Source organism: Mucilaginibacter sp. OK098 (genome assembly GCF_900142915.1).
Lineage (GTDB): Bacteria > Bacteroidota > Bacteroidia > Sphingobacteriales > Sphingobacteriaceae > Mucilaginibacter.
The window spans coordinates 168,407-187,387 of sequence record NZ_FRCM01000002.1 but is presented as its reverse complement, the minus strand read 5'-3'; the positions used below and the strand labels follow the sequence as shown (position 1 = coordinate 187,387).

Below are 18,981 nucleotides of genomic sequence, written 5' to 3'. Positions count from 1 at the left end.
GGGCTATGCCGTTTAGGTGGGGCTATTGGATGTTGTCATGTGGTTAGTTATAGTCCACGTTCTCTTAACTTAATGACATTGATCCTTTTGCTGGTGGTAGTTAATCTAAAGAGAACCTCATTTTTCCTGTTTCTTTTTGAGGCAGTGGCTTTTGCGCGGTTTTATCGAACAGATAATTTCCTATTACCAGGTAATTCATATCCGTATGCATAAAACCCAGATAAGCATCCAGAGGCGTACATACAATTGGTTCGCCCCTCAAATTAAAGGAGGTATTGATTAATAGGCTGCAACCTGTTAGTTTTTTAAAACTATTGAGCAGTTGCCAAAATTTCGGATTATCCTCTTTGCTAACGGTTTGGATCCTGGCTGAATAATCAACGTGGGTAACGGACTGAATTTCTGAACGGATCTGATATAAGCGATCATACAATTCAAGCTCGTAATAGTTCCCGGGTTTATCTTTTCGAAGTTCATCATTTACTGATTCGACAAAGAGCATATAGGGAGAACTTAAATTTGTTTTAAAATAGCGGCTCACGTCTTCCAGTAAAACACTGGGTGCAAATGGCCTGAATTCCTCCCGCGCCTTTATTTTTACGTTGATGATCTTTTGCATCGCCGGATTCCTTGGATCGCCAAGAATGCTCCGGTTACCCAGTGCCCGCGGACCAAACTCCATCCTGCCCTGGAACCAGCCGACTACATTCCCATCTGCAACTTTTTGGCTCACTATATCTGTTAATTCCTCAAAATTTTCAAAATGCAAATAGTCCGCTTCATATTTACGGATCATATTCAGGATATCCTTATCCTCATGTTGCGGACCCAGGTAAACGCCTTTCATAGCATCGGAAGAACCAACTGATTTTTTATCGCCCCCGGCCCAAATATGATAAGCAACATAAGCAGCCCCTAACGCACCACCAGCATCACCTGCCGCAGGCTGGATCCAGGTCTGATCAAACAGTCCCGCCTTGGCTATTTTACTGTTTGCTACGCAATTTAAAGCAACTCCGCCAGCCATAACCAGGTTTTTACTACCGGTAATCTTTTGCGCCGTACCAGCCAATGCTACTATTATCAGCTCGGTTACTTCCTGAGCAGCTAATGCAAAGTTCATGTGCGCCTGGCTGATCTCAGATTCCGGCTGCCGCCTTGGGATCCCAAATAAGTTTTCCCATCTCTTATCATTTGCCATTCTTAATTTTGTAACAAAATCAAAATATTGCATGTTAAGAATTATGGAACCATCTTCTTTTACATCAACCAATTCAGCCAATATCTTTTGCTTAAATTCAGCTGTTTGAGCAGAATCCGGATTACCATAGGGGGCCAATCCCATCAGTTTGTACTCGCCGCTGTTTACTTTGAAACCCAGGTAATACGTAAACGCCGAATATAATAACCCCACAGAATGCGGGAAATGAAGTTCTTTTAATATAGTTATCTGATTATTCTTTCCATGGCTTATGGTAGTGGTTGCCCATTCACCAACACCATCAATAGTTAAAATGGCAGCATCATCAAATGGAGAAGGGTAATAAGCACTGGCCGCATGCGATAAATGATGTTCAGGAAATAACAGCGGCACGCTGGCACTTCCAAATTGCGCCATATTTTTACGGATCAGTTTTTTTATAAAAAGCTTTTCGTTAAGCCACACGGGCATGGCCTTAATAAAGCTCAGCAAACCTTTTGGCGCAAAGGCATGATAAGTTTCAAGCAGGCGCTCAAACTTAAGCATTGGTTTATCATAAAACACCACAGCCGATAGTTCGTTATAATTCATCCCTGCCTCTTCCAAAACGTATTTTATGGCATTAACCGGGAAGCTTGCATCGTGTTTTACCCGGGTAAACCGTTCTTCCTGGGCGGCGGCAATTATTTCGCCATCAATAATAAGCGCTGCTGCGCTATCATGATAAAATGCCGAAATGCCAAGTATTGCGATAGCAGCCATTGTTAAAATATGCTGTAAATCAAGGGCCCTAAAGCAGGCACACTTGCTAACACGATGAGGATAGAAAACAGCAGCAATATTACCACAAGCGGAATTAACCAGAATTTTTTCCGGGTCTTTAAAAAAAGTAATAGTTCTTTAAAAAATTCCATCGTCTTAAAATGTATGTAAAAGATCAGATTTTGTGTATAAATGATTCCTGTCAATCATAACAGATTGCCTGTTTTTTTTGAATTGCTTTAGTTGCATATTATCCTTTCCTAAAAGTCTTCTGATTAACCCTACAGGGGTTACAATTAAAAAAAATATAAGTGTCAATATTATTGCCGGGCTCACTATACTTAATAATTCAGACAAGCCAAACCAAACAACAGCAAATGGATAAAAAACGATCGGTAAAATAATAGTAACCAGTATCAGCACAAATGCTGCAGCAACCCAATGATCATTTTTATAATGCAGCGCAAAAATTAAAACGAGCAGGGTTGCAACCTGGCCAAACTCCATGCATTGCTTTTTGGAGATTCTGGATGAAAACTTTTTAGCTATTTTCATTTATTTATTGGCTTTTATTTTGTGTGAGAAGTAACAAGGCTGTCTTATTTTCAGGATCGGCCTTCAATACCTTTTGTGCATACTTTACTGCGTAATCCTTATTACCCATGCCTGCCCATGAGTTTGCTATCTGCAATAAAACAGCAGTGTTTGTGGTATCTCTTAAATATTGCTTTTGCAATTGTATAATTTGTTCCGTGTTGTTTTTAACCGGGGCCAGGTTAAAGCCGGAAGAATTATTGCTTATAGCATAGTCAATATAGCTAATAGCGTCAGCTGGTTTCCCCATCTTTAAATAGTTAACAAACAAATAACGCGCTTTGTTAAAAGTAGGCGCCAGGTTAAATGATTTTTTGAAATAAAACAAAGTATTTTCATCGTCCCTGAGCTCTCCGCTTAACATGGCAATGCGTTCATAAATACCAGGATCTGCGGGATATTCCAGCGATAAACTTTCAAGCACACCTCTTGCCTTCAACAGTTCATGGCTGCTTAAATAGAATTCATATAAATTGTTCATTACATTGTCCCATCTTATATTCTCAAAAACAAGCTTATAGGCAAGTGTTTCTTCTTTAGATTCAATTTTGACAGCATCCAAAGCATGCAGATCATTGTATGGCCACCTCTTTTTAAGGTTGAGCACCCTGTAAACACCTGCTAATGAATCAACCAAGTTTTTTGGCATTTTTTGTAATAACTGTTTAAATGTCATCCCGTTTCCATTAGTCGCCGGGATAACCCGGGATTGTTTAATGGCTTCATAAAACACATCAGACATTATTGCAAACCCTTTTAAATTGGGATGAACGTGGTCTACCGTTAACTCATCGCCTATAATATGATTGCCAGCAACGTTCTCAAAAGCAGCCTTGGTATCAACAAGGTGTGTTCCGGGATATTTATTACATAAACCCGCCAATATTTCATTAAACTGTTCAGGTGCTCTGAACCTTAAACCATCCAGATCTTTGGCTTTTAAATAGTACCTTTTAGCGTTCGCAAAATCGCTTTGTTTATAGGCAATTTGCCCTAAATAGTAATTGCAAACTGCGCTTGAGCTATATAATTGATCTGCTTTTTTTAACCAGGTTATGGCTGAGTTTAAATCGTTTTTTGCAAAAGCATTAATCCCGGCTGTTAAGCTAACCTTAAATTCAGGCGATTTACTCCCGGGGTCAAAGCTTATAAAAGGCTTCAGATCCTTTTCATTACTTACCAGGTTGCTTACAAAAAGCGGAATGTGTTTTTTACCAAACAGATCCATTATTTCGCCCATGTTATCGCTAAACTGGGTGATGCCTTTTTTATACAGATCAGAACGATAAGGAATTTCCTGTTTGGCAACCATAAGCTGCATTCTATCGCCGCTGGGCCTTACGCCGCCTGGTCCAAAAGTATTTTTTATTCCACCGTAAAGGTTAATGACCAGTTGCGCCAGCCGCAAATCGCGCAGTCCAAGTACAAAATTTATAACGCCGGGATTACTACCCAGGGTTTGGGTTGACGCAGCTCCCAAGGCACCATAAAATTCGTTATGACCCGTATAGATCAATACAGCATCCGGTTCATAATTTACAATTTCTTTAGCAAAATCCAGTACAGTATATGAGTTTACCGCAGTTAAAGAGAGGTTAATTATTTCGAAATTTTTATCGGGATAGGTATGTATCAGCCTATACTGCAGCCACCTGTGGAAAGATCCATTATGAAAATAAGGATAGCCAATGGTGGTTGATTCCCCAAGTACAAATATTCGTACCGTATTGCTGTCTTTTTTCTTTTTAAATACCTCGCTGTTTCCTTTTGTGGCAATTTGCTGCTCGGTAAAAAACTTTTTTGACGCATCCGGATTAAATACCAGGTAATCTTTATCGCCTTTATATTCAATAAAAAGGCTGTAGTTATTGCCGTAATTGAATATTCGTAAAAGCAGCTCCAATAAAAACAAAATAAGCAAAGGGACCAGTATAATACTGATCCCTTTAAATAAAATTATCCTTTTTTTAGATGCCCCCTTTGTTAAGGGCTGTGATGATTTTTTTGACATGAATTAGCTCATCATTGGTTCAAAACGGGTACATCTAAAGTACAAATTAATAACCCGCATTTTGCTTCCATTGCGGATTAAGCGTCATTTCAGTAAAAGGAATAGGCGCCAGGTATTTATCGGCGACATTTATTCCCCCCGGAATTGCATTTTCTACAGGATTCCTTGCAGCAATAACAGCCGGAAGCAATTGCAAACGAACAATATCAAACCAGCGCATGCCAAATTCGCCGGCAAACTCATATGCTCTTTCATTTACTACAGCATCACGGAATGCTGTTTGGGAAAGCCCGGGTGTTAACGGAGTCTCGCCCGCACGCGCACGTACCATATTAATAGCGGCATAGCCAGCTCCGGTAGGGCCGCCGCCAGTCATATCAGTCGCTTCCGCATAATCTAACAAAACCTGCGGATAACGAATAATAATCGTCGCTTTATTAGTGCTCGGCTGCATATCAATGATCTGGGTAGCTGTTTCTTTAACACCGTCGCCGTTAAGCCCTGCCCTGAATTTTTTGTAATAGGGGTGTCGCGCATGTGTTGTCGGCGAATCCCACGGAGTAAGCGTAAAGGTTACTTTATCTGCATTTCTTAACTTAAGTGTAGTATAAAAAGTAAGATCGGTTCTTGAACACACCGGCGCATTTTTAAAGAAGTTTATCTCAGGGTAAACATCATCCCACCCGCTATTTCCGTTAAGGGCAACCTCGTCCAGTGGGACATTTGAAGATCCAAAACTACGGTTAGGTAAGTTGCCAACAACACTGTATTCCAATTCAAAAATAGATTCAGAACAATTGTTAGTAGTAAAAACCTGGTCGTAAGGTGTATTTAAATTATATGCACCTGCCTGCATAACTACATTGGCTTCTGCAGCCGCCAGGGCATAATTGCTGGTTTGATTTAACGGCCAGCCGGCCATGGTTAAGTAAACATCAGCTAAGCAAGCACTTGCAGAATAACTGGTTGGCCTTCCCTGGGTTGGCGTTGAACCCAACATTTTTTTGGCGGTTTGTAAATCGCTTATTATTTGTGCATAAACCGAAGCAACATCAGCTCTTGGGGGCCGTGCATCCAGGCTTTGAGGAGCTAACACAAGTGGCAAAGGGCCAAATGTTCTTACCAGGTAATAATAACATAATCCCCTTATAAAATAACACTGACCTGCCGCTTCGCTTTTTAAAGCATCTGTTGAATTAACTTTAGCATAGTTGGCAATAATATTATTTGCCTGGTAAACTGCCGCCCAGGGCCCCTGCCATTGGTTTAGCATACTTTGATTTGCGCTATTGCCTGATAATTTATCAAAATCACGCATATCAGCCTTATTTAAGGCCGGATCGGTTGTTAGGTCATCCGAGCCAAAATAAGAGGTTTCCTTACTGGTAAATCCCCATGCGCCATCCCTGGCAAGTTGAATATACATGGCATTAACTGACGCGTCAAGATCGTTTTGCGTTTGAAAATAGGATGCCGGTGTTAAGGTAGCTTTTGGGTCCTCTTTAAGTTTCACACAGCCCGTAATCGCAAATAAAGCAAGCAAGGCAAATAGTAGTGAATATTTAGTTTTCATCTCAAATATTTTAATAGTTGTTGTTATCAATTTAATTTACAAACCCAGTCTTATACCAAATGTATATGTCTTAGGGTTGGGGATTACACCAAATTCCTGTCCCTGGGTAATGGCGTTTGTTGCATTATCAATTTCAGGGTCATATCCTTTATAAGGCGTAATGGTAAACAGGTTTTGCCCGCTTACATAAACCTCAAGGCTGTTAACTTTTACTCTCTTTAACCATTCAGCTGGTACACGGTAAGTAAGCGACAGGTTTTTTAATTTTGCATAACTGGAATTATACACATAACGGCTGCTATTGTTGAAATTAACGTTTGAAGAGCTCCATGCGGGGTTATCTGTCTGATGATTTGGAGTCCACAAATTTTCAGGTACGGCCTGTATGGTTGTGGCATTTTTCATATCACCTAATCCACCCCACAGGTACGCCTGCGTTTGAGAAAAGATCTGGCTGCCCTGCTGCCCCTGGATCATAACGCTTAAGGTGAAATTTTTATAGGATACATCATTAATAAACCCATAGGTAAACTTCGGTGTTGCATTACCTAATGTTTCATAATCAGATGAGTTATAAACATGATCGCCATTTAAGTCGGCATATTTCGCATCGCCTGGTTTCATGTGAAATAGGGCAGCTTCTGCCGCTTCGATGGTTTTCCAGGTACCTAAAAATTTATACCCGTAAAATTCGCCTAATGGCTGGCCAACCTTTAAAATTGCGTTAACTGTATTATTTCCACCACTTACTACCTGGTTATCCAGTCCACCAAGGTTGGTTACTTTATTACGGTTAATGGATACATTTAAATTAGTGGTCCATTTGAAATTTGGCGATGAAACCGGAGTTCCTCCCAAAGAAAATTCAACCCCATTGTTTGAAAGGCTGCCAATATTACGCTGATAGCTACCACCACCATCATAATAAGGGGCAGGGTAGGCATATAACAAATTGGTGATTTTATTTTTATAGGCATCAGCCGTAAAAGTTAACCTTCCCTTTAAAAAGGCAACATCAACACCCAGATCATAGGCTGTTTTAACCTCCCATTTAAGCGATGTTGACACCCCGGATCCTAATGGGGTAGCTACACTTGGAGTTCCTGCAGCACCGGGTGAACCCCCATTGTAATAATAAGCAGGCTGAGCACCCGGCGATTGTCCCGGTGCGGTACCAATTTGCGCTATAGTTGAATATGCGCCTACGTTTTGATTACCGGTTTGCCCATAAGTTGCACGAATTTTTAAGTCAGAAATTACTTTTGAATCTTTTAAAAAGTCTTCGTTAGTTGCATTCCAGCTTAACCCAACAGAAGGGAATGTACTGTACTTTTGGATCAAATGTGAAGATCCGTCTGTACGAACACTTGCTGTAAGGAAATATTTATCTTTATAAGAATAGTTAACCCTCGCTAAATAGGATACCAGGGCATCTGCAGTATAACCGGAACTGGTTTGCTGAGAGTTACCCAGACCTAAGTTATAATAACCCAATCCGTAAGTTGACAGGCCTTTGGATGTAGCTATAAAACCACTGCTTGTACCTGATTGTACTTCATATAAACCGGTAGCAGTTATTGAATGATCGCCAAACTTGTGTTTGTAAGTAAGGAAATTACTGCTTAAATAACTATGAGACTTAGTTGTTTCATTATTAATGTAACCTGCGCCGGAGTCATACTGACTTGTTCCGGGCCCATATAACCTTTGCAGGTAGTTTTGGCCGATGGAGTAAACGTCTGTTGAAGTAAATGTAAGGTCGTTTATTATATGATAAGTAAATGTTCCCGTTCCGTTAAGGTTCGTAGCAGATCCGTCATCAGCCTGGCTTAAAGCCTGCGCAACAGGATTAAACTGGATAGATGCATATTTTGAGTGATTGATATATGCACCCGAAGCGTCTCTTATTGGGGATGTGGGGTCCCATTCAACAGCCTGGTTAAACGGATCGCCCAAACCACCGCCATAACTATTATTGTGATTTTGAGGAAGGGATGCAGATAAGATAACCCTCAAATCCATTTTCTTATTCAGGGTAATATCTGTGTTTGATTTAAACGTTGTTCTTTTATAATGGGTATTAAGTATAGTCCCCGGCTGATCAAGGTAACCTAATGATACCCGGTATGTTACATTGTCATTACCACCAGAAACGGCAAGGTCGTAATACTGCACCCAGGGTTTTCTGAAAAGGGCCTTTTGCCAATCAGTACCACCTCCATTGTTTTTAAAGCTGGTAAGCTGTTCCTGTGTAAAAGCATCAGCCTGGTTGGTTGATTCAAATTGGTTATTAACTGATCTTGCAAAATCATAAGCGCCCATCAGGTCCAGCATTTTTGGCATTTGATCGTTTTGAACCCAGCTATTAAAATCAATATGCGTTTTGCCTGAACGGCCGGATTTGGTAGTAACTAATATAACGCCATTTGAACCTCTTGAACCATATATGGCTGTAGAAGCTGCATCCTTTAAAACTTCAATTGTCGCAACGTCATTCGGATCATCCGGAGCAGCGCCAATGTTGCCATCGGTAACATATAATGGCTCGGTGTTCCCGGTAATAGAGTTAGCACCCCTTATATATACGCGGGGCCCTGAACCCGGCTGACCATTTGCACCGGTAACAGAAACACCAGAGATTGTACCTTGTAAAGCCTGTGATAATTGTGTAATTGGCCGCTTGGCAATTTCTTTAGCACTTACTGTACCGCTCGATCCGGTAATTTCACTTCTTTTTTGAGTACCGTAACCAACAGCCACTACTTCTTGCAGGGTAATTGCGTTTTCAACTAAAGTGATGTTTAATACTGTTTGTCCCTTTAAGGATACGCTTTGCTCGGCGTAGCCCAAAAAACTAAATACAAGTGTGGCGTCATCAGGGGCTTGTAATTGGAACTTTCCGTTAACATCGGTTTGTGTACCGGTACTGGTTCCTTTTATTTTAACATTTACACCAGCCATTGGCAGGCCTTGCACATCTTTTACCTGTCCGGTAACGGTAACAGGCGGCAGGTTTTTTACGGTGCTTTTAAAATATGTTGCGTAACTATTTATAGTTACAGCGAACATAAAAAGAAAGGCGAATAAAATTCTTTTCATTTACGTTAGGTTTAAAATTGGTTTGAGATTAGGATAATCTTAGGGTAAATTAAGTGTCATCAATTAAAAAAAACTTAATAAATGATTAATTTCAGGACTTAAGAGGAATACTTTAGTTTTCGTTACTAGTTATAAGTTAGCACAAACAGTATCTATGGCAGTGGAATGAAGAGTGCAAAAAGCATCCTATATCCTATTAATTTATTAGTCCTTGTTACTGTAATCGATTCAGTTAGTGCTAAAAAATGAATTTTAGTAGAATCAATTCCCAAATACCACAGCTGAGACATTCAGGCCGCTAAATCTTTTTATTTTAAATATTGTTGATTGCTTTTTATAAAATCACATTTACAATAGGTTTATTAATAAATATAGATCCAGCAAAGCTTTTGAAGTGATAAGAGATTTTATTGTGATTTATTCAATAGGGTATATTTATTAAATCAACTGAAGGTTACCAATCAAGAAGGTACAAAAACCTACCTCTATTTTATTGGAAAGCCTGTTGTCACCATTTTGGCTGTTGGTTTTTTACTTATCCTTTTGAATGGTTTTGGAACTGCCATCCTTATAAATGATCTGCAGACCGTTCATCCTTGTGCCGATGGTTCGATCCCAGCTGATACCGCAACCACTACAAGCCTTAAAGTGCCTGTCTCCAAATTTGCTATTGATCGCAAACTGCGGAAGTAACTACCTGCCTTCAAGCCAGCTTAAAAAACCGCTTGTTTTTTCTTTCCCGATCAATAACTTGTCAGGGCTGGGGATAACAAGCTTAACAAATAACTTCCGGGAAAAATAATGCTCCACTTCTTTAATCGCGCTAAAGTTAACCAGGTATTGCCTGTTCAGCCTGAAAAATTGTTTGGCTGATAGCAAACTTTGTACCTGGTCGAGCGACTGGTCAATGGCATACTCCTGCTCCTGGAAAGTCATGATGGTAGCCGACTCATTCCTGATGTAGATAAAGGCTATCTGGTCTGTTTGTACAGTGGTGTATTTATTGTTCTTAAAAACTAAAAAGCTTTTCTTTCCTTCATCCAGCCCCATTCTTTTTAATAATCCATCCAAATCGGGCTGGGTATTTTGCTGGAAGAAATTTTTAAAGCTTTCAACCTTTTCAAAAGCTACCCGTAAATCTTCTTCAGAAAAAGGTTTTAGTAAATAATCAATGCCATTAGCCTTTATAGCGTCCATTGCATATTCACCATATGCGGTACAAAATATTACCGGGCACTGAATTTTAACCGACTTAAAGATCTCGAAGGATAAACCATCAGAAAGCTGGATATCCATAAAGATCAGGTCGGGTTCTTCGTTTTGGGAGAGATAATCAACCGAATTTTCAATACTCTGTAACTGTGCCACAATTTTAGCGGTTGGCCTTAGTTTTAAAACCAGGTTTGCCAGTGACTTTGCTGCTTTAAGCTCGTCTTCAATTATGATGATCTTCATGGATGATGGGAAGTTTTATAGTGAATAATGTTTCACTCGCCAGTATTTCAATCTTTTTATCTAAAAAATGAATATAGCGCTGGTTGATATTTTCGAGACCCATTCCGGTAGAAGCTTCCGGAGTTCTTTTTAGCTGAAGCCGGTTTTCAACTACAATGAAATCTTTTTCCGAATATAGCCTGATCTGTAATGGATGATCCAACGATACGATATTATGCTTGATACAATTTTCAACCAGTAGTTGTAAGGTAAAAGGAGGAATAAGAGACCGGTAATGGTCCTGGTTGATATTGATAGAAAGATCGATGCCATCCTCAAAACGTGCCTTTAACAGGAATACATAAGCATTAAGGATCTCCAGTTCTTCAGAAAGTTTGATCAGGTCGAGTTTCCGGCTTTCAAGGGTGAACCGGTAAAAATCCGAAAGCTTTAAAATAAAATCCACACTGTGGGCATCATCGCTCTCCACCATATATTTTAAAGTATTTAAACTATTAAACAGGAAGTGCGGATTTACCTGCTGCTTAAGCAACTCATACTGTGCGGCCAGATTGTCTGACTTGGTACGTTCCAACTCAATGCCTACCTGCTGATTCCGGGAACTCTGGTATAACAGGTGAATAAACATATAAAACATAACGTTGACCAGGATACCCCTAACCTCAAACATCAGCATTACGGGACCAAAATTCAGGTGCGATAGTAAAAACTGCTGGATACAGGCTAAAATAAACATCACGGTTATCCCCAAAAACAAACCTTTAACTAAACGGATAACTGAAAAACCATTGGCAACATCTTTTGAAGAGTATGCGGGAAGCGTTTTGATATTATAATACCACATAAAAAGCGCAAATAAAAACGTTACTGTGGAATCTACAAGCGCTTCGTAAGGGTTAAAATGATGCTCGGCAATTTTGGGGACAGACATAAGCACGCCCAGGAAAAAAGAGCTTATCCAGATTATTTTATTCGAGATCTTAAATGTTTTGTTGTTCATATTGCCCGGTCAAATATAGCATTCAAAGATAGGATAGCTTATCAGATCCCGATGCCATCACTAAATTATGGTATGGAAGGGGTTATCCCACGCGCTTAATAGTTGGAATAGACAATATTAAACCTGGAGTTGGCATTTTGAACCCTGTTATATCTTTACCGGATTGATTCCTGTTAAGTGAGCTCGTTATTGGATGTCATTCCTGAGCTCACCTAACTCTTCCCTAAGTTAGAGTGAGTTTGATATAAAGATAGGTGGAACATATTGATTGTCAGATATTTGCACTAGTTTAATTCTTGATAAGTATCTAAATAATTGATAGTCAGCGTGTTTCATAATGTTCCGGGTGTTCCGTGAGTAAAAATGGAACGCATGGAACGCTCTGCTCCGCAAAGAGGGGGAAAGTATGTGTTGATCAAACTTAATGAAGTATGATCAACCTGCCTGCCTAATTCAATACGCTATTTGTCTAACTCCCCTAATACTATGTCCACCCCGACCAGTTTGAACTAACCGACAGCCTGCTTTTGAAATAGTTTTGAGCAACAAACAAGAAAAAAATATGAAAACTATTAAAATTTTAGGACTAACTACCGGCTTTATTATCACTGTTTTATCTCTTGCCGCCTTTATTGGCCGGGATAAGGTGACAGTTAAAAAAAGCATCGCAAAAGCTGATGGAAAAGGTTTTGCCGTATTAGAGCTATTTACATCCGAAGGATGCTCAAGCTGCCCGCCTGCAGAGGAACTGCTGGCAAAAATACAACAGGAGGCACGAGGCAAAGCTGTTTATTTATTGGCTTACCATGTTGACTACTGGGACAGGCAAGGCTGGAAAGATCTATTCAGCAGTGCCGATTATTCAAAAAGGCAGGTACAGTACGGACACTGGCTTAATGCACCTGAAATTTATACCCCGCAGGTTATTGTAAATGGAAAGGCTGAATATGTGGGGTCAGACGAACCGGCTCTCCGCAACGCGATCACTGAACAGCTGGCAATAAAGCCAGGCGCAACCCTCACACTTCAGGCTCAGCAGGATGGTGAAGGGCTCAAGGTACAATACCAGGCAACACAGGTTGCAAACGGTAGCAGCTTACTGATAGCCATTGTGCAAAAAGCTGCTCAAAGTAAAGTGGCGCGTGGAGAAAACGCCGGACGCTCTCTTGCACACGTGCAGATCGTTCGTAAGCTGCAGGCCAAACCCTTAAGTGCCGATGGAAATGGAAATGCTACAGTTGTTTTGCCCAAAGATTTTAATGCTCAAAACTGGGAAGTACTTGGGCTGGTACAGGATCAAGACACAGGCGAGATTTTGGCAGTAGCTAAAGCCGCTTTGAACGCCAATTAAGAATAATGAAGCTCTTCAAACTAAATTTTTACAAATCAAACAAAAATTATCATGAACAATTTAAGCGGAACAAAAACAACAAAAATTATCTATTGGGTGGGTGTTACATTGATTTCCCTGCTTTTTTTAGCAAGCGGTTATTTCGAGATCACTAAAAACCCTCTTACTTATATCAAAACCTTAAAAATGGGGTATCCCCCATATTTTATCACCCTATTAGGAATTTCAAAAATTGCGGGCATAATTGCACTCCTGGTGCCTCACAAACTGCATTGGCTCAGGGATTGGGTTTTTGCCGGACTTGTTTTTGACCTGATCTTTGCGTTCGCCTCCGGATATGCCATAAACAACAATGGTGACCTGGTTAGATCAGGTATCGCATTTGTGGTAGTCGTTATTACTTACCTGCAATTCCACAAGCTTAATCATCTGCACCAGGAACACAAATTGGTTGCAAACGAAATATAAATAATCAACATAAACGAACTATTAATGATAGTTCAAAATCAATAAAAAAAATGAAAAAGAACAAAATTACGCTTGCCGGTAAGATCATTACCGGTGCACTTATATTGCTGGCTGCGCCCGGCTTTACCCAGACCATTCCCGTTGCCGGCACCCCGACCTCCGAACAAATCCGCCCCTTCCATATTAATGTTCCGGAAGCGGCATTAACTGACCTTCGCCAACGTGTGCTGGCAACAAGGTGGCCCGATAAGGAAACTGTAACCGACCGCACCCAGGGCGTAAAGCTGGAGCAGATCCAAAATCTTGTAAAATATTGGGGTACGGATTATGACTGGCGTAAGGCCGAGGCGAAACTGAATGCTTTACCGCAATTTGTAACTAATATTGATGGGCTTGATATTCAGTTCGTGCACGTCCGCTCTAAAAATCCAAACGCGTTGCCACTGATAATTACCCACGGCTGGCCAGGTTCAGTATTTGAACTTCTGAAGATCATTGGTCCGCTTACCGATCCGGTTGCTTTTGGCGGCCGTGCAGAAGATGCCTTTGATGTGGTGATTCCTTCGATGCCTGGTTATGGCTTTTCTGAAAAACCAAAGGGTACAGGCTGGGGCCCTGACCGCATTGCTAAAGCCTGGGATATGCTGATGAAACGCCTTGGATATACTCATTATGTTTCACAGGGTGGCGACTGGGGTTCAGTAGTAGCAGATGCTATGGCGCGTCAAAAACCTGTGGGTTTGTTGGGCATTCATGTCAATATGCCCGCAACGGTGCCTGCTGACGTAGCGACAGCGCTTAAAAACGGCGATCCTGAACCAGCCGGACTGTCGGCCAAGGAGAAAGCTGCGTTCAAATCATTGAATTACCTATACTCAAAGGGTGGCGGTTATGCTGGCATAATGGTAACCCGCCCGCAAACATTGGGTTATGGGTTGTCGGATTCGCCGGTGGGCCTTGCTTCCTTTTTCTTAGACAAGTTTAATGACTGGACCTATAGCGGCGGGAATGCAGAGAAAGTACTCACCAAAGATGAGATCCTGGACGATATCACACTTTATTGGCTTACCAATACTGCGGCTTCTTCAGCACAACTTTACTGGGAAAACAATACCAACAATTTCAATGTTATAGAGCAAAAGACAGCAGAGATCTCGATCCCTGTTGCTGTAACCGTGTTTCCCGGCGAGATCTACCAGGCGCCAAAAAGCTGGACAGAGCGCAGTTATCACAACCTGATCTATTTCCATGAAGTAGACAAGGGTGGTCACTTTGCACAATGGGAACAGCCACAGCTTTTTGCTGAAGAGCTGCGCGCAGCATTCAAATCATTAAGGTAATTGGAAGGGGAGGCGGATAAGTCGGAGTTAAAAATGTCTAACCCACGATCCAATTTGTCCACCTCCCTGTTTTATGGTCGTAAGATGCCTGGTGTACAGGTATTTTTGACTCAACAAATCAAAACAGTTTAAAAATTAAAACAATGGAAAATAACACAATTGCAGATTCACAAGTGAATCCATCAAAAGAAACCACAACCCTGATTAAAAAAGTACTATACACTGGCAAAACCCATACCACAGGTGGTCGCGATGGTGGCTCGTCGCGCAGTTCTGACGGTAACCTTGATATTAAGCTTTCAATTCCGGGTACCGAAGGCAGCGGCACTAATCCTGAGCAGTTGTTTGCTGCAGGCTGGTCAGCTTGTTTTATCGGTGCTATGAAAATTGCGGCCGGCAAAATGAAAGTAAGGTTCCCGAATGACGGAGCCGTTGACACCGAAGTTGACCTGGCCTTAACCGGTGACGCTTACGCTTTGCAGGCCCGCCTTAACATCAGTCTGCCGGGTTTAGAGCGCGAAGTGGCCCAGGCCCTTGCCGATGCTGCTCACCAGACCTGTCCGTATTCAAAAGCCACCCGTGGCAACATTGATGTAGTGATCAACCTGGTTTAAATAATCCTTTAACAGATCTGGCCTGCCTGGTAACCTCGGGCAGGCTTTCTAACAAATACTAAACAGAAATAAAATGTCAGAACAACTTAAATATGATCGCCGCCGCTTTTTGAGCACTGCGGCCATCACCATAGCTGCCGGTCCTCTCGTTATGATCAGTTCGGCAGATGCACAATCCTCAGGGATAAAGCCCGCAGAAGTTGCCACAACTGAACGGGGAACAAATGCATCATTCGGCCCATTGAAGCAGATCAATGCAGGTGCGCTGAATATTGGGTACGCTGAAGCCGGCCCTGCTGATGGTAAACCGGTAATTTTGCTGCACGGCTGGCCTTATGATATCCACAGCTTTGCCGATGTTGCACCTTTGCTTGCAGCTAAGGGCTACAGGGTGATTGTACCGTATCTGCGGGGCCACGGCACCACGCAATTTCTTTCAGCGGGCACACCCCGGAATGGGCAGCAGTCGGTGGTTGCGCTAGATATCATTGCTTTAATGGATGCCCTCAAGATTCAAAAGGCGATCATCGGTGGTTTTGACTGGGGAGCTCGCACGGCCGGCATCATCGCGGCGCTTTGGCCGGAACGTTGCAAGGCCCTTGTCTCCGTGAGCGGTTACCTGGTGACCAACCTTGAAGCCGGCAAACGTCCGCTGCCGCCAAAGGCAGAGCTAGCCTGGTGGTACCAGTATTATTTCGCCACAGAACGCGGCAAGATTGGCTATAGCGAAAACAGGAATGAATTTAACAAGCTCATCTGGAAAACCGCATCGCCGAAATGGAACTTTGATGATGCTACGTTCGATCGAAGCACTGCGGCCTTTGATAATGCCGATCATGTAAGCATTGTGATCCATAATTACCGTTGGCGGCTGAGCCTGGCTGAAGGCGAACCGCAATATGACGACCTGGAAAAGCGGCTTGCGGCAGGCCCGGCGATCAATGTGCCCACAATTACCCTTGAAGGCGATGCCAATGGTGCGCCACACCCGGATCCCGCATCTTATCGTAACAAATTCACAGGCAAGTATGCGCACCGGACCATTACGGGCGGTATTGGCCATAATCTGCCCCAGGAAGCACCGCAGGCGTTTGCAGATGCTATAATTGAAGCTGATAGTTACTGATAATAATTTGCCTGGTTGTCCGGAATTAAAACCGGACAGCTATTGTAACGTTTTCGAACGGTGATCATTGAAATTGTAATTTAAATAATTGATTTTCAATTGTTTAAATGAGTGGCACGGATTTTAAATAATAGTTCATAATTATTATTCGGAACGTTATGTGCAACAGGTCATTAATTGATAGCGCCTTATGAATATTGAGGATCAGATCTGGGAGCTTGTGGCTAAAAAGCTCACCAAAGAAGCCTCAAAGGAGGAGCTGCGGCGGCTTGATACCCTTCTTTGGGAAAATCCGAAGTTTTATCATGTCCTGAAATTGATGTTTGAATGGTGGGATGATGGCGGGGTTTTAAGTGAGCTGGAAGATGAAGAGAATTACTGGCTATTTGCAAAAGTGATGACAAGCATAAAAGATACAGAAGCCGTAACAGCGGCCAAGCCCGATATCACTAAACTACAATATAAAATACAACAGGCTGAGGCTTTGAATTATAAACAGCCCGGGAAAAGCAACCTGGTTGCTTTTTTTAACAAGCAAATAACCATGATGTATAGTTATTTAAAAATAGCATGGCGCTGCCTGTTAAGAAACAAAGCGCACACATCCTTATAAATATTTAGGGTTGTTAGCAACCTGCTGATGCCGGTATAGAAGCGGAATAGTATAATAATTATCAGTTGTTATTTTTAGGTATATGGACAATAGCTGCTTCCGATAAAATGTCATTGGCCCGCTTTATTGCATTTTCAAAAGTATCCTTAACGTTTCCTTTCCCGATTTGAAATAATAACCGCGCTTTTTTTAATTCACCTGTCACTTGAATACTATTCACTTCAGCAAGAATCAGTTTGGTCCCTTTCTTTTTTATTTCCTTATCTACGTCTCTTAATACCCTAATGCCTGTAGCGTCAATAACCGGTACATTCCTCATCCGGATGATCAATACCCTTGCAGGGTTTTCCAATACTTTCATCGCATCCTTAAATTTATAGGCGGCGCCGAAAAATAAAGGACCATTGATCTCAAAAACATCCACCCCTTTTGGAAGATCTTCCGGGTTAAACATTTCATCGGCCTGATGAGCCGGGAATACTGCCTGTTCTACAGAACTTATTTGCATCATTTTTCGCATAAACAGGAATGCAGCCAGGATCATCCCTATTTCAATGGCTACCGTCAGGTCTACCAATACCGTAAGGGCAAAGGTGGTTATTAAAACAGCGGCATCACTTTTTGACCCTTTAAATACATCGATAAAATTTTCAAGCTCACTCATGTTCCAGGCTACCACTATCAGGATCCCTGCCAATGTTGCCATTGGGATCAGCGCGGCCCATTTGCCAACAAACAGCATAATGATTAGTAGGGTAACCGCATGGATGATCCCTGCAATCGGTGTCCGGCCCCCGTTTTTTATATTCGTAGCCGTTCTGGCAATGGCCCCGGTTGCGGGAATGCCGCCGAAAAGGGACGAACAGATATTGGCAAATCCCTGGGCAATGAGTTCCGTATTGGAACGGTGGTTCCCACCGATCATGCCATCCGCCACCACTGCGGATAATAAAGATTCAATACTGCCGAGCAGTGCAATGGTAAAGGCTGGCCTGATAAGTTGTTGTAAAGTGACAAAGCTTACTCCCGGAATTACAGGGCGGGGCAGGGAAGAGGGGATGGCTCCAAAACGACTGCCGATAGTTTCAACCGGGAGATGGAAAAACCAAACGGCAAGCGTTGTAATGATAATAGCGATAAGAGAACCCGGAACCTTGTGCGTAATTTTTGGCCATAGAAAAACCACCAGTAAAGTAAAGATCCCGATAGCCAGGGCATAAATATTTACGGATGACAGGTGCTGGCCGTAAGCCAGCCATTTACTGATAAAATCGGCCGGGACGCTTCCCATTTTCAGCCCCAAAAAGTCCTTCACTTCTGATGAAAAGATGATTACGGCAATTCCTGTGGTAAAGCCAATAATTAAGGGATAGGGAATGTACTTGATGGCATTCCCTAATTTAGTTAATCCCATTATGATCAGCAATACACCGGCAATAAATGTGGCGATGATCAAGCCATTAATACCAAATTGCTGTACAATTCCATAAACAACCACTATAAATGCCCCGGTTGGGCCGCCTATCTGTACACGGCTGCCTCCTAAAACCGATATGATAAGGCCCGCGATAATGGCTGTAAAAATGCCTTTTTCAGGTGAAACGCCCGAGGCAATGGCAAATGCAATAGCCAAAGGGAGGGCTACAATCCCAACAATCACCCCGGCAATCAGATCTTTAATAAACTGATCCCTGGTGTAATTTTTTAAAGTATCTATTAACTTCGGTTTAAACATGATTTATTTTTTAACAGATGATAATGCCTATAGCAGGGC

General features: G+C 41.9%; 15 protein-coding genes. 6 read left to right on the top strand and 9 right to left on the bottom strand.

The window, feature by feature from the left end:
• Positions 1-100: 100 nt before the first annotated feature.
• From BUE31_RS07815 to BUE31_RS07785, 8 genes are all read right to left on the bottom strand, one after another.
• Complete coding sequence (locus BUE31_RS07815; RefSeq protein ID WP_073402069.1) at positions 101-1,963, bottom strand: carbamoyltransferase family protein; 1,863 nt, start codon at positions 1,961-1,963, stop codon at positions 101-103.
• 2 nt (positions 1,964-1,965) lie between these two features.
• Complete coding sequence (locus BUE31_RS31390) at positions 1,966-2,115, bottom strand: DUF5989 family protein (RefSeq protein ID WP_234997775.1); 150 nt, start codon at positions 2,113-2,115, stop codon at positions 1,966-1,968.
• Positions 2,116-2,119: 4 nt separating this feature from the next.
• A complete protein-coding gene (locus BUE31_RS07810; RefSeq protein WP_073402066.1) occupies positions 2,120-2,518 on the bottom strand; it encodes a hypothetical protein in 399 nt (132 codons plus the stop codon).
• A gap of 4 nt (positions 2,519-2,522) precedes the next feature.
• The gene (locus tag BUE31_RS07805) at positions 2,523-4,568 is read right to left on the bottom strand and encodes a GSCFA domain-containing protein (RefSeq protein ID WP_073402063.1); all 2,046 of its coding nucleotides are present in this window, start codon (positions 4,566-4,568) and stop codon (positions 2,523-2,525) included.
• A 46-nt stretch (positions 4,569-4,614) separates the two neighbouring features.
• Entirely contained in the window at positions 4,615-6,141 is a 1,527-nt protein-coding gene (locus BUE31_RS07800; protein WP_073402060.1) for a RagB/SusD family nutrient uptake outer membrane protein, read from the bottom strand.
• Between the two features lie 36 nt (positions 6,142-6,177).
• Positions 6,178-9,240 (bottom strand): SusC/RagA family TonB-linked outer membrane protein, encoded by a 3,063-nt coding sequence (locus BUE31_RS07795; RefSeq protein ID WP_083619486.1) that lies wholly within the window; start codon positions 9,238-9,240, stop codon positions 6,178-6,180.
• Between the two features lie 693 nt (positions 9,241-9,933).
• Positions 9,934-10,695, bottom strand: coding sequence for a LytR/AlgR family response regulator transcription factor (locus BUE31_RS07790; protein WP_073402054.1), 762 nt, complete (start codon positions 10,693-10,695; stop codon positions 9,934-9,936).
• Positions 10,676-11,695, bottom strand: coding sequence for a sensor histidine kinase (locus tag BUE31_RS07785; protein WP_073402051.1), 1,020 nt, complete (start codon positions 11,693-11,695; stop codon positions 10,676-10,678). The genes BUE31_RS07790 and BUE31_RS07785 overlap by 20 nt, the downstream gene beginning before the upstream one ends.
• Positions 11,696-12,257: 562 nt before the next feature.
• On the opposite strand from BUE31_RS07785, the gene BUE31_RS07780 reads away from it, so the two are divergent.
• The 6 genes from BUE31_RS07780 to BUE31_RS07755 all read left to right on the top strand — a co-directional run bounded on the left by BUE31_RS07780 (position 12,258) and on the right by BUE31_RS07755 (position 17,207).
• Positions 12,258-13,046: a DUF1223 domain-containing protein gene (locus tag BUE31_RS07780; RefSeq protein WP_073402048.1), complete on the top strand. Its 789-nt coding sequence runs from the start codon at positions 12,258-12,260 to the stop codon at positions 13,044-13,046.
• 51 nt (positions 13,047-13,097) lie between these two features.
• Entirely contained in the window at positions 13,098-13,514 is a 417-nt protein-coding gene (locus tag BUE31_RS07775; RefSeq protein WP_073402045.1) for a DoxX family protein, read from the top strand.
• Between the two features lie 50 nt (positions 13,515-13,564).
• Positions 13,565-14,854, top strand: a complete 1,290-nt coding sequence (locus BUE31_RS07770) for an epoxide hydrolase family protein (protein ID WP_073402042.1) — start codon at positions 13,565-13,567, stop codon at positions 14,852-14,854.
• Between the two features lie 143 nt (positions 14,855-14,997).
• Complete coding sequence (locus BUE31_RS07765) at positions 14,998-15,468, top strand: organic hydroperoxide resistance protein (RefSeq protein ID WP_073402039.1); 471 nt, start codon at positions 14,998-15,000, stop codon at positions 15,466-15,468.
• Positions 15,469-15,541: 73 nt separating this feature from the next.
• Positions 15,542-16,594, top strand: coding sequence for an alpha/beta fold hydrolase (locus tag BUE31_RS07760; protein ID WP_073402036.1), 1,053 nt, complete (start codon positions 15,542-15,544; stop codon positions 16,592-16,594).
• 190 nt (positions 16,595-16,784) lie between these two features.
• Complete coding sequence (locus tag BUE31_RS07755; RefSeq protein WP_073402033.1) at positions 16,785-17,207, top strand: hypothetical protein; 423 nt, start codon at positions 16,785-16,787, stop codon at positions 17,205-17,207.
• 61 nt (positions 17,208-17,268) lie between these two features.
• On the opposite strand, the gene BUE31_RS07750 is transcribed toward BUE31_RS07755, so the two are convergent.
• Entirely contained in the window at positions 17,269-18,942 is a 1,674-nt protein-coding gene (locus tag BUE31_RS07750; protein ID WP_073402030.1) for a SulP family inorganic anion transporter, read from the bottom strand.
• Positions 18,943-18,981 lie beyond the last annotated feature (39 nt).

Bases quoted from the DNA above. Each gene is read 5' to 3' on its own strand.
- BUE31_RS07790 (WP_073402054.1), bottom strand. From the start codon at position 10,695: ATGAAGATCATCATAATTGAAGACGAGCTTAAAGCAGCAAAGTCACTG.
- BUE31_RS07760 (WP_073402036.1), top strand. From the start codon at position 15,542: ATGTCAGAACAACTTAAATATGATCGCCGCCGCTTTTTGAGCACTGCG.
- BUE31_RS07785 (WP_073402051.1), bottom strand. From the start codon at position 11,695: ATGAACAACAAAACATTTAAGATCTCGAATAAAATAATCTGGATAAGC.
- BUE31_RS07770 (WP_073402042.1), top strand. From the start codon at position 13,565: ATGAAAAAGAACAAAATTACGCTTGCCGGTAAGATCATTACCGGTGCA.
- BUE31_RS07815 (WP_073402069.1), bottom strand. From the start codon at position 1,963: ATGGCTGCTATCGCAATACTTGGCATTTCGGCATTTTATCATGATAGC.
- BUE31_RS07750 (WP_073402030.1), bottom strand. From the start codon at position 18,942: ATGTTTAAACCGAAGTTAATAGATACTTTAAAAAATTACACCAGGGAT.
- BUE31_RS07780 (WP_073402048.1), top strand. From the start codon at position 12,258: ATGAAAACTATTAAAATTTTAGGACTAACTACCGGCTTTATTATCACT.
- BUE31_RS07765 (WP_073402039.1), top strand. From the start codon at position 14,998: ATGGAAAATAACACAATTGCAGATTCACAAGTGAATCCATCAAAAGAA.
- BUE31_RS07755 (WP_073402033.1), top strand. From the start codon at position 16,785: ATGAATATTGAGGATCAGATCTGGGAGCTTGTGGCTAAAAAGCTCACC.
- BUE31_RS07805 (WP_073402063.1), bottom strand. From the start codon at position 4,568: ATGTCAAAAAAATCATCACAGCCCTTAACAAAGGGGGCATCTAAAAAA.
- BUE31_RS07800 (WP_073402060.1), bottom strand. From the start codon at position 6,141: ATGAAAACTAAATATTCACTACTATTTGCCTTGCTTGCTTTATTTGCG.
- BUE31_RS31390 (WP_234997775.1), bottom strand. From the start codon at position 2,115: ATGGAATTTTTTAAAGAACTATTACTTTTTTTAAAGACCCGGAAAAAA.
- BUE31_RS07810 (WP_073402066.1), bottom strand. From the start codon at position 2,518: ATGAAAATAGCTAAAAAGTTTTCATCCAGAATCTCCAAAAAGCAATGC.
- BUE31_RS07795 (WP_083619486.1), bottom strand. From the start codon at position 9,240: ATGAAAAGAATTTTATTCGCCTTTCTTTTTATGTTCGCTGTAACTATA.
- BUE31_RS07775 (WP_073402045.1), top strand. From the start codon at position 13,098: ATGAACAATTTAAGCGGAACAAAAACAACAAAAATTATCTATTGGGTG.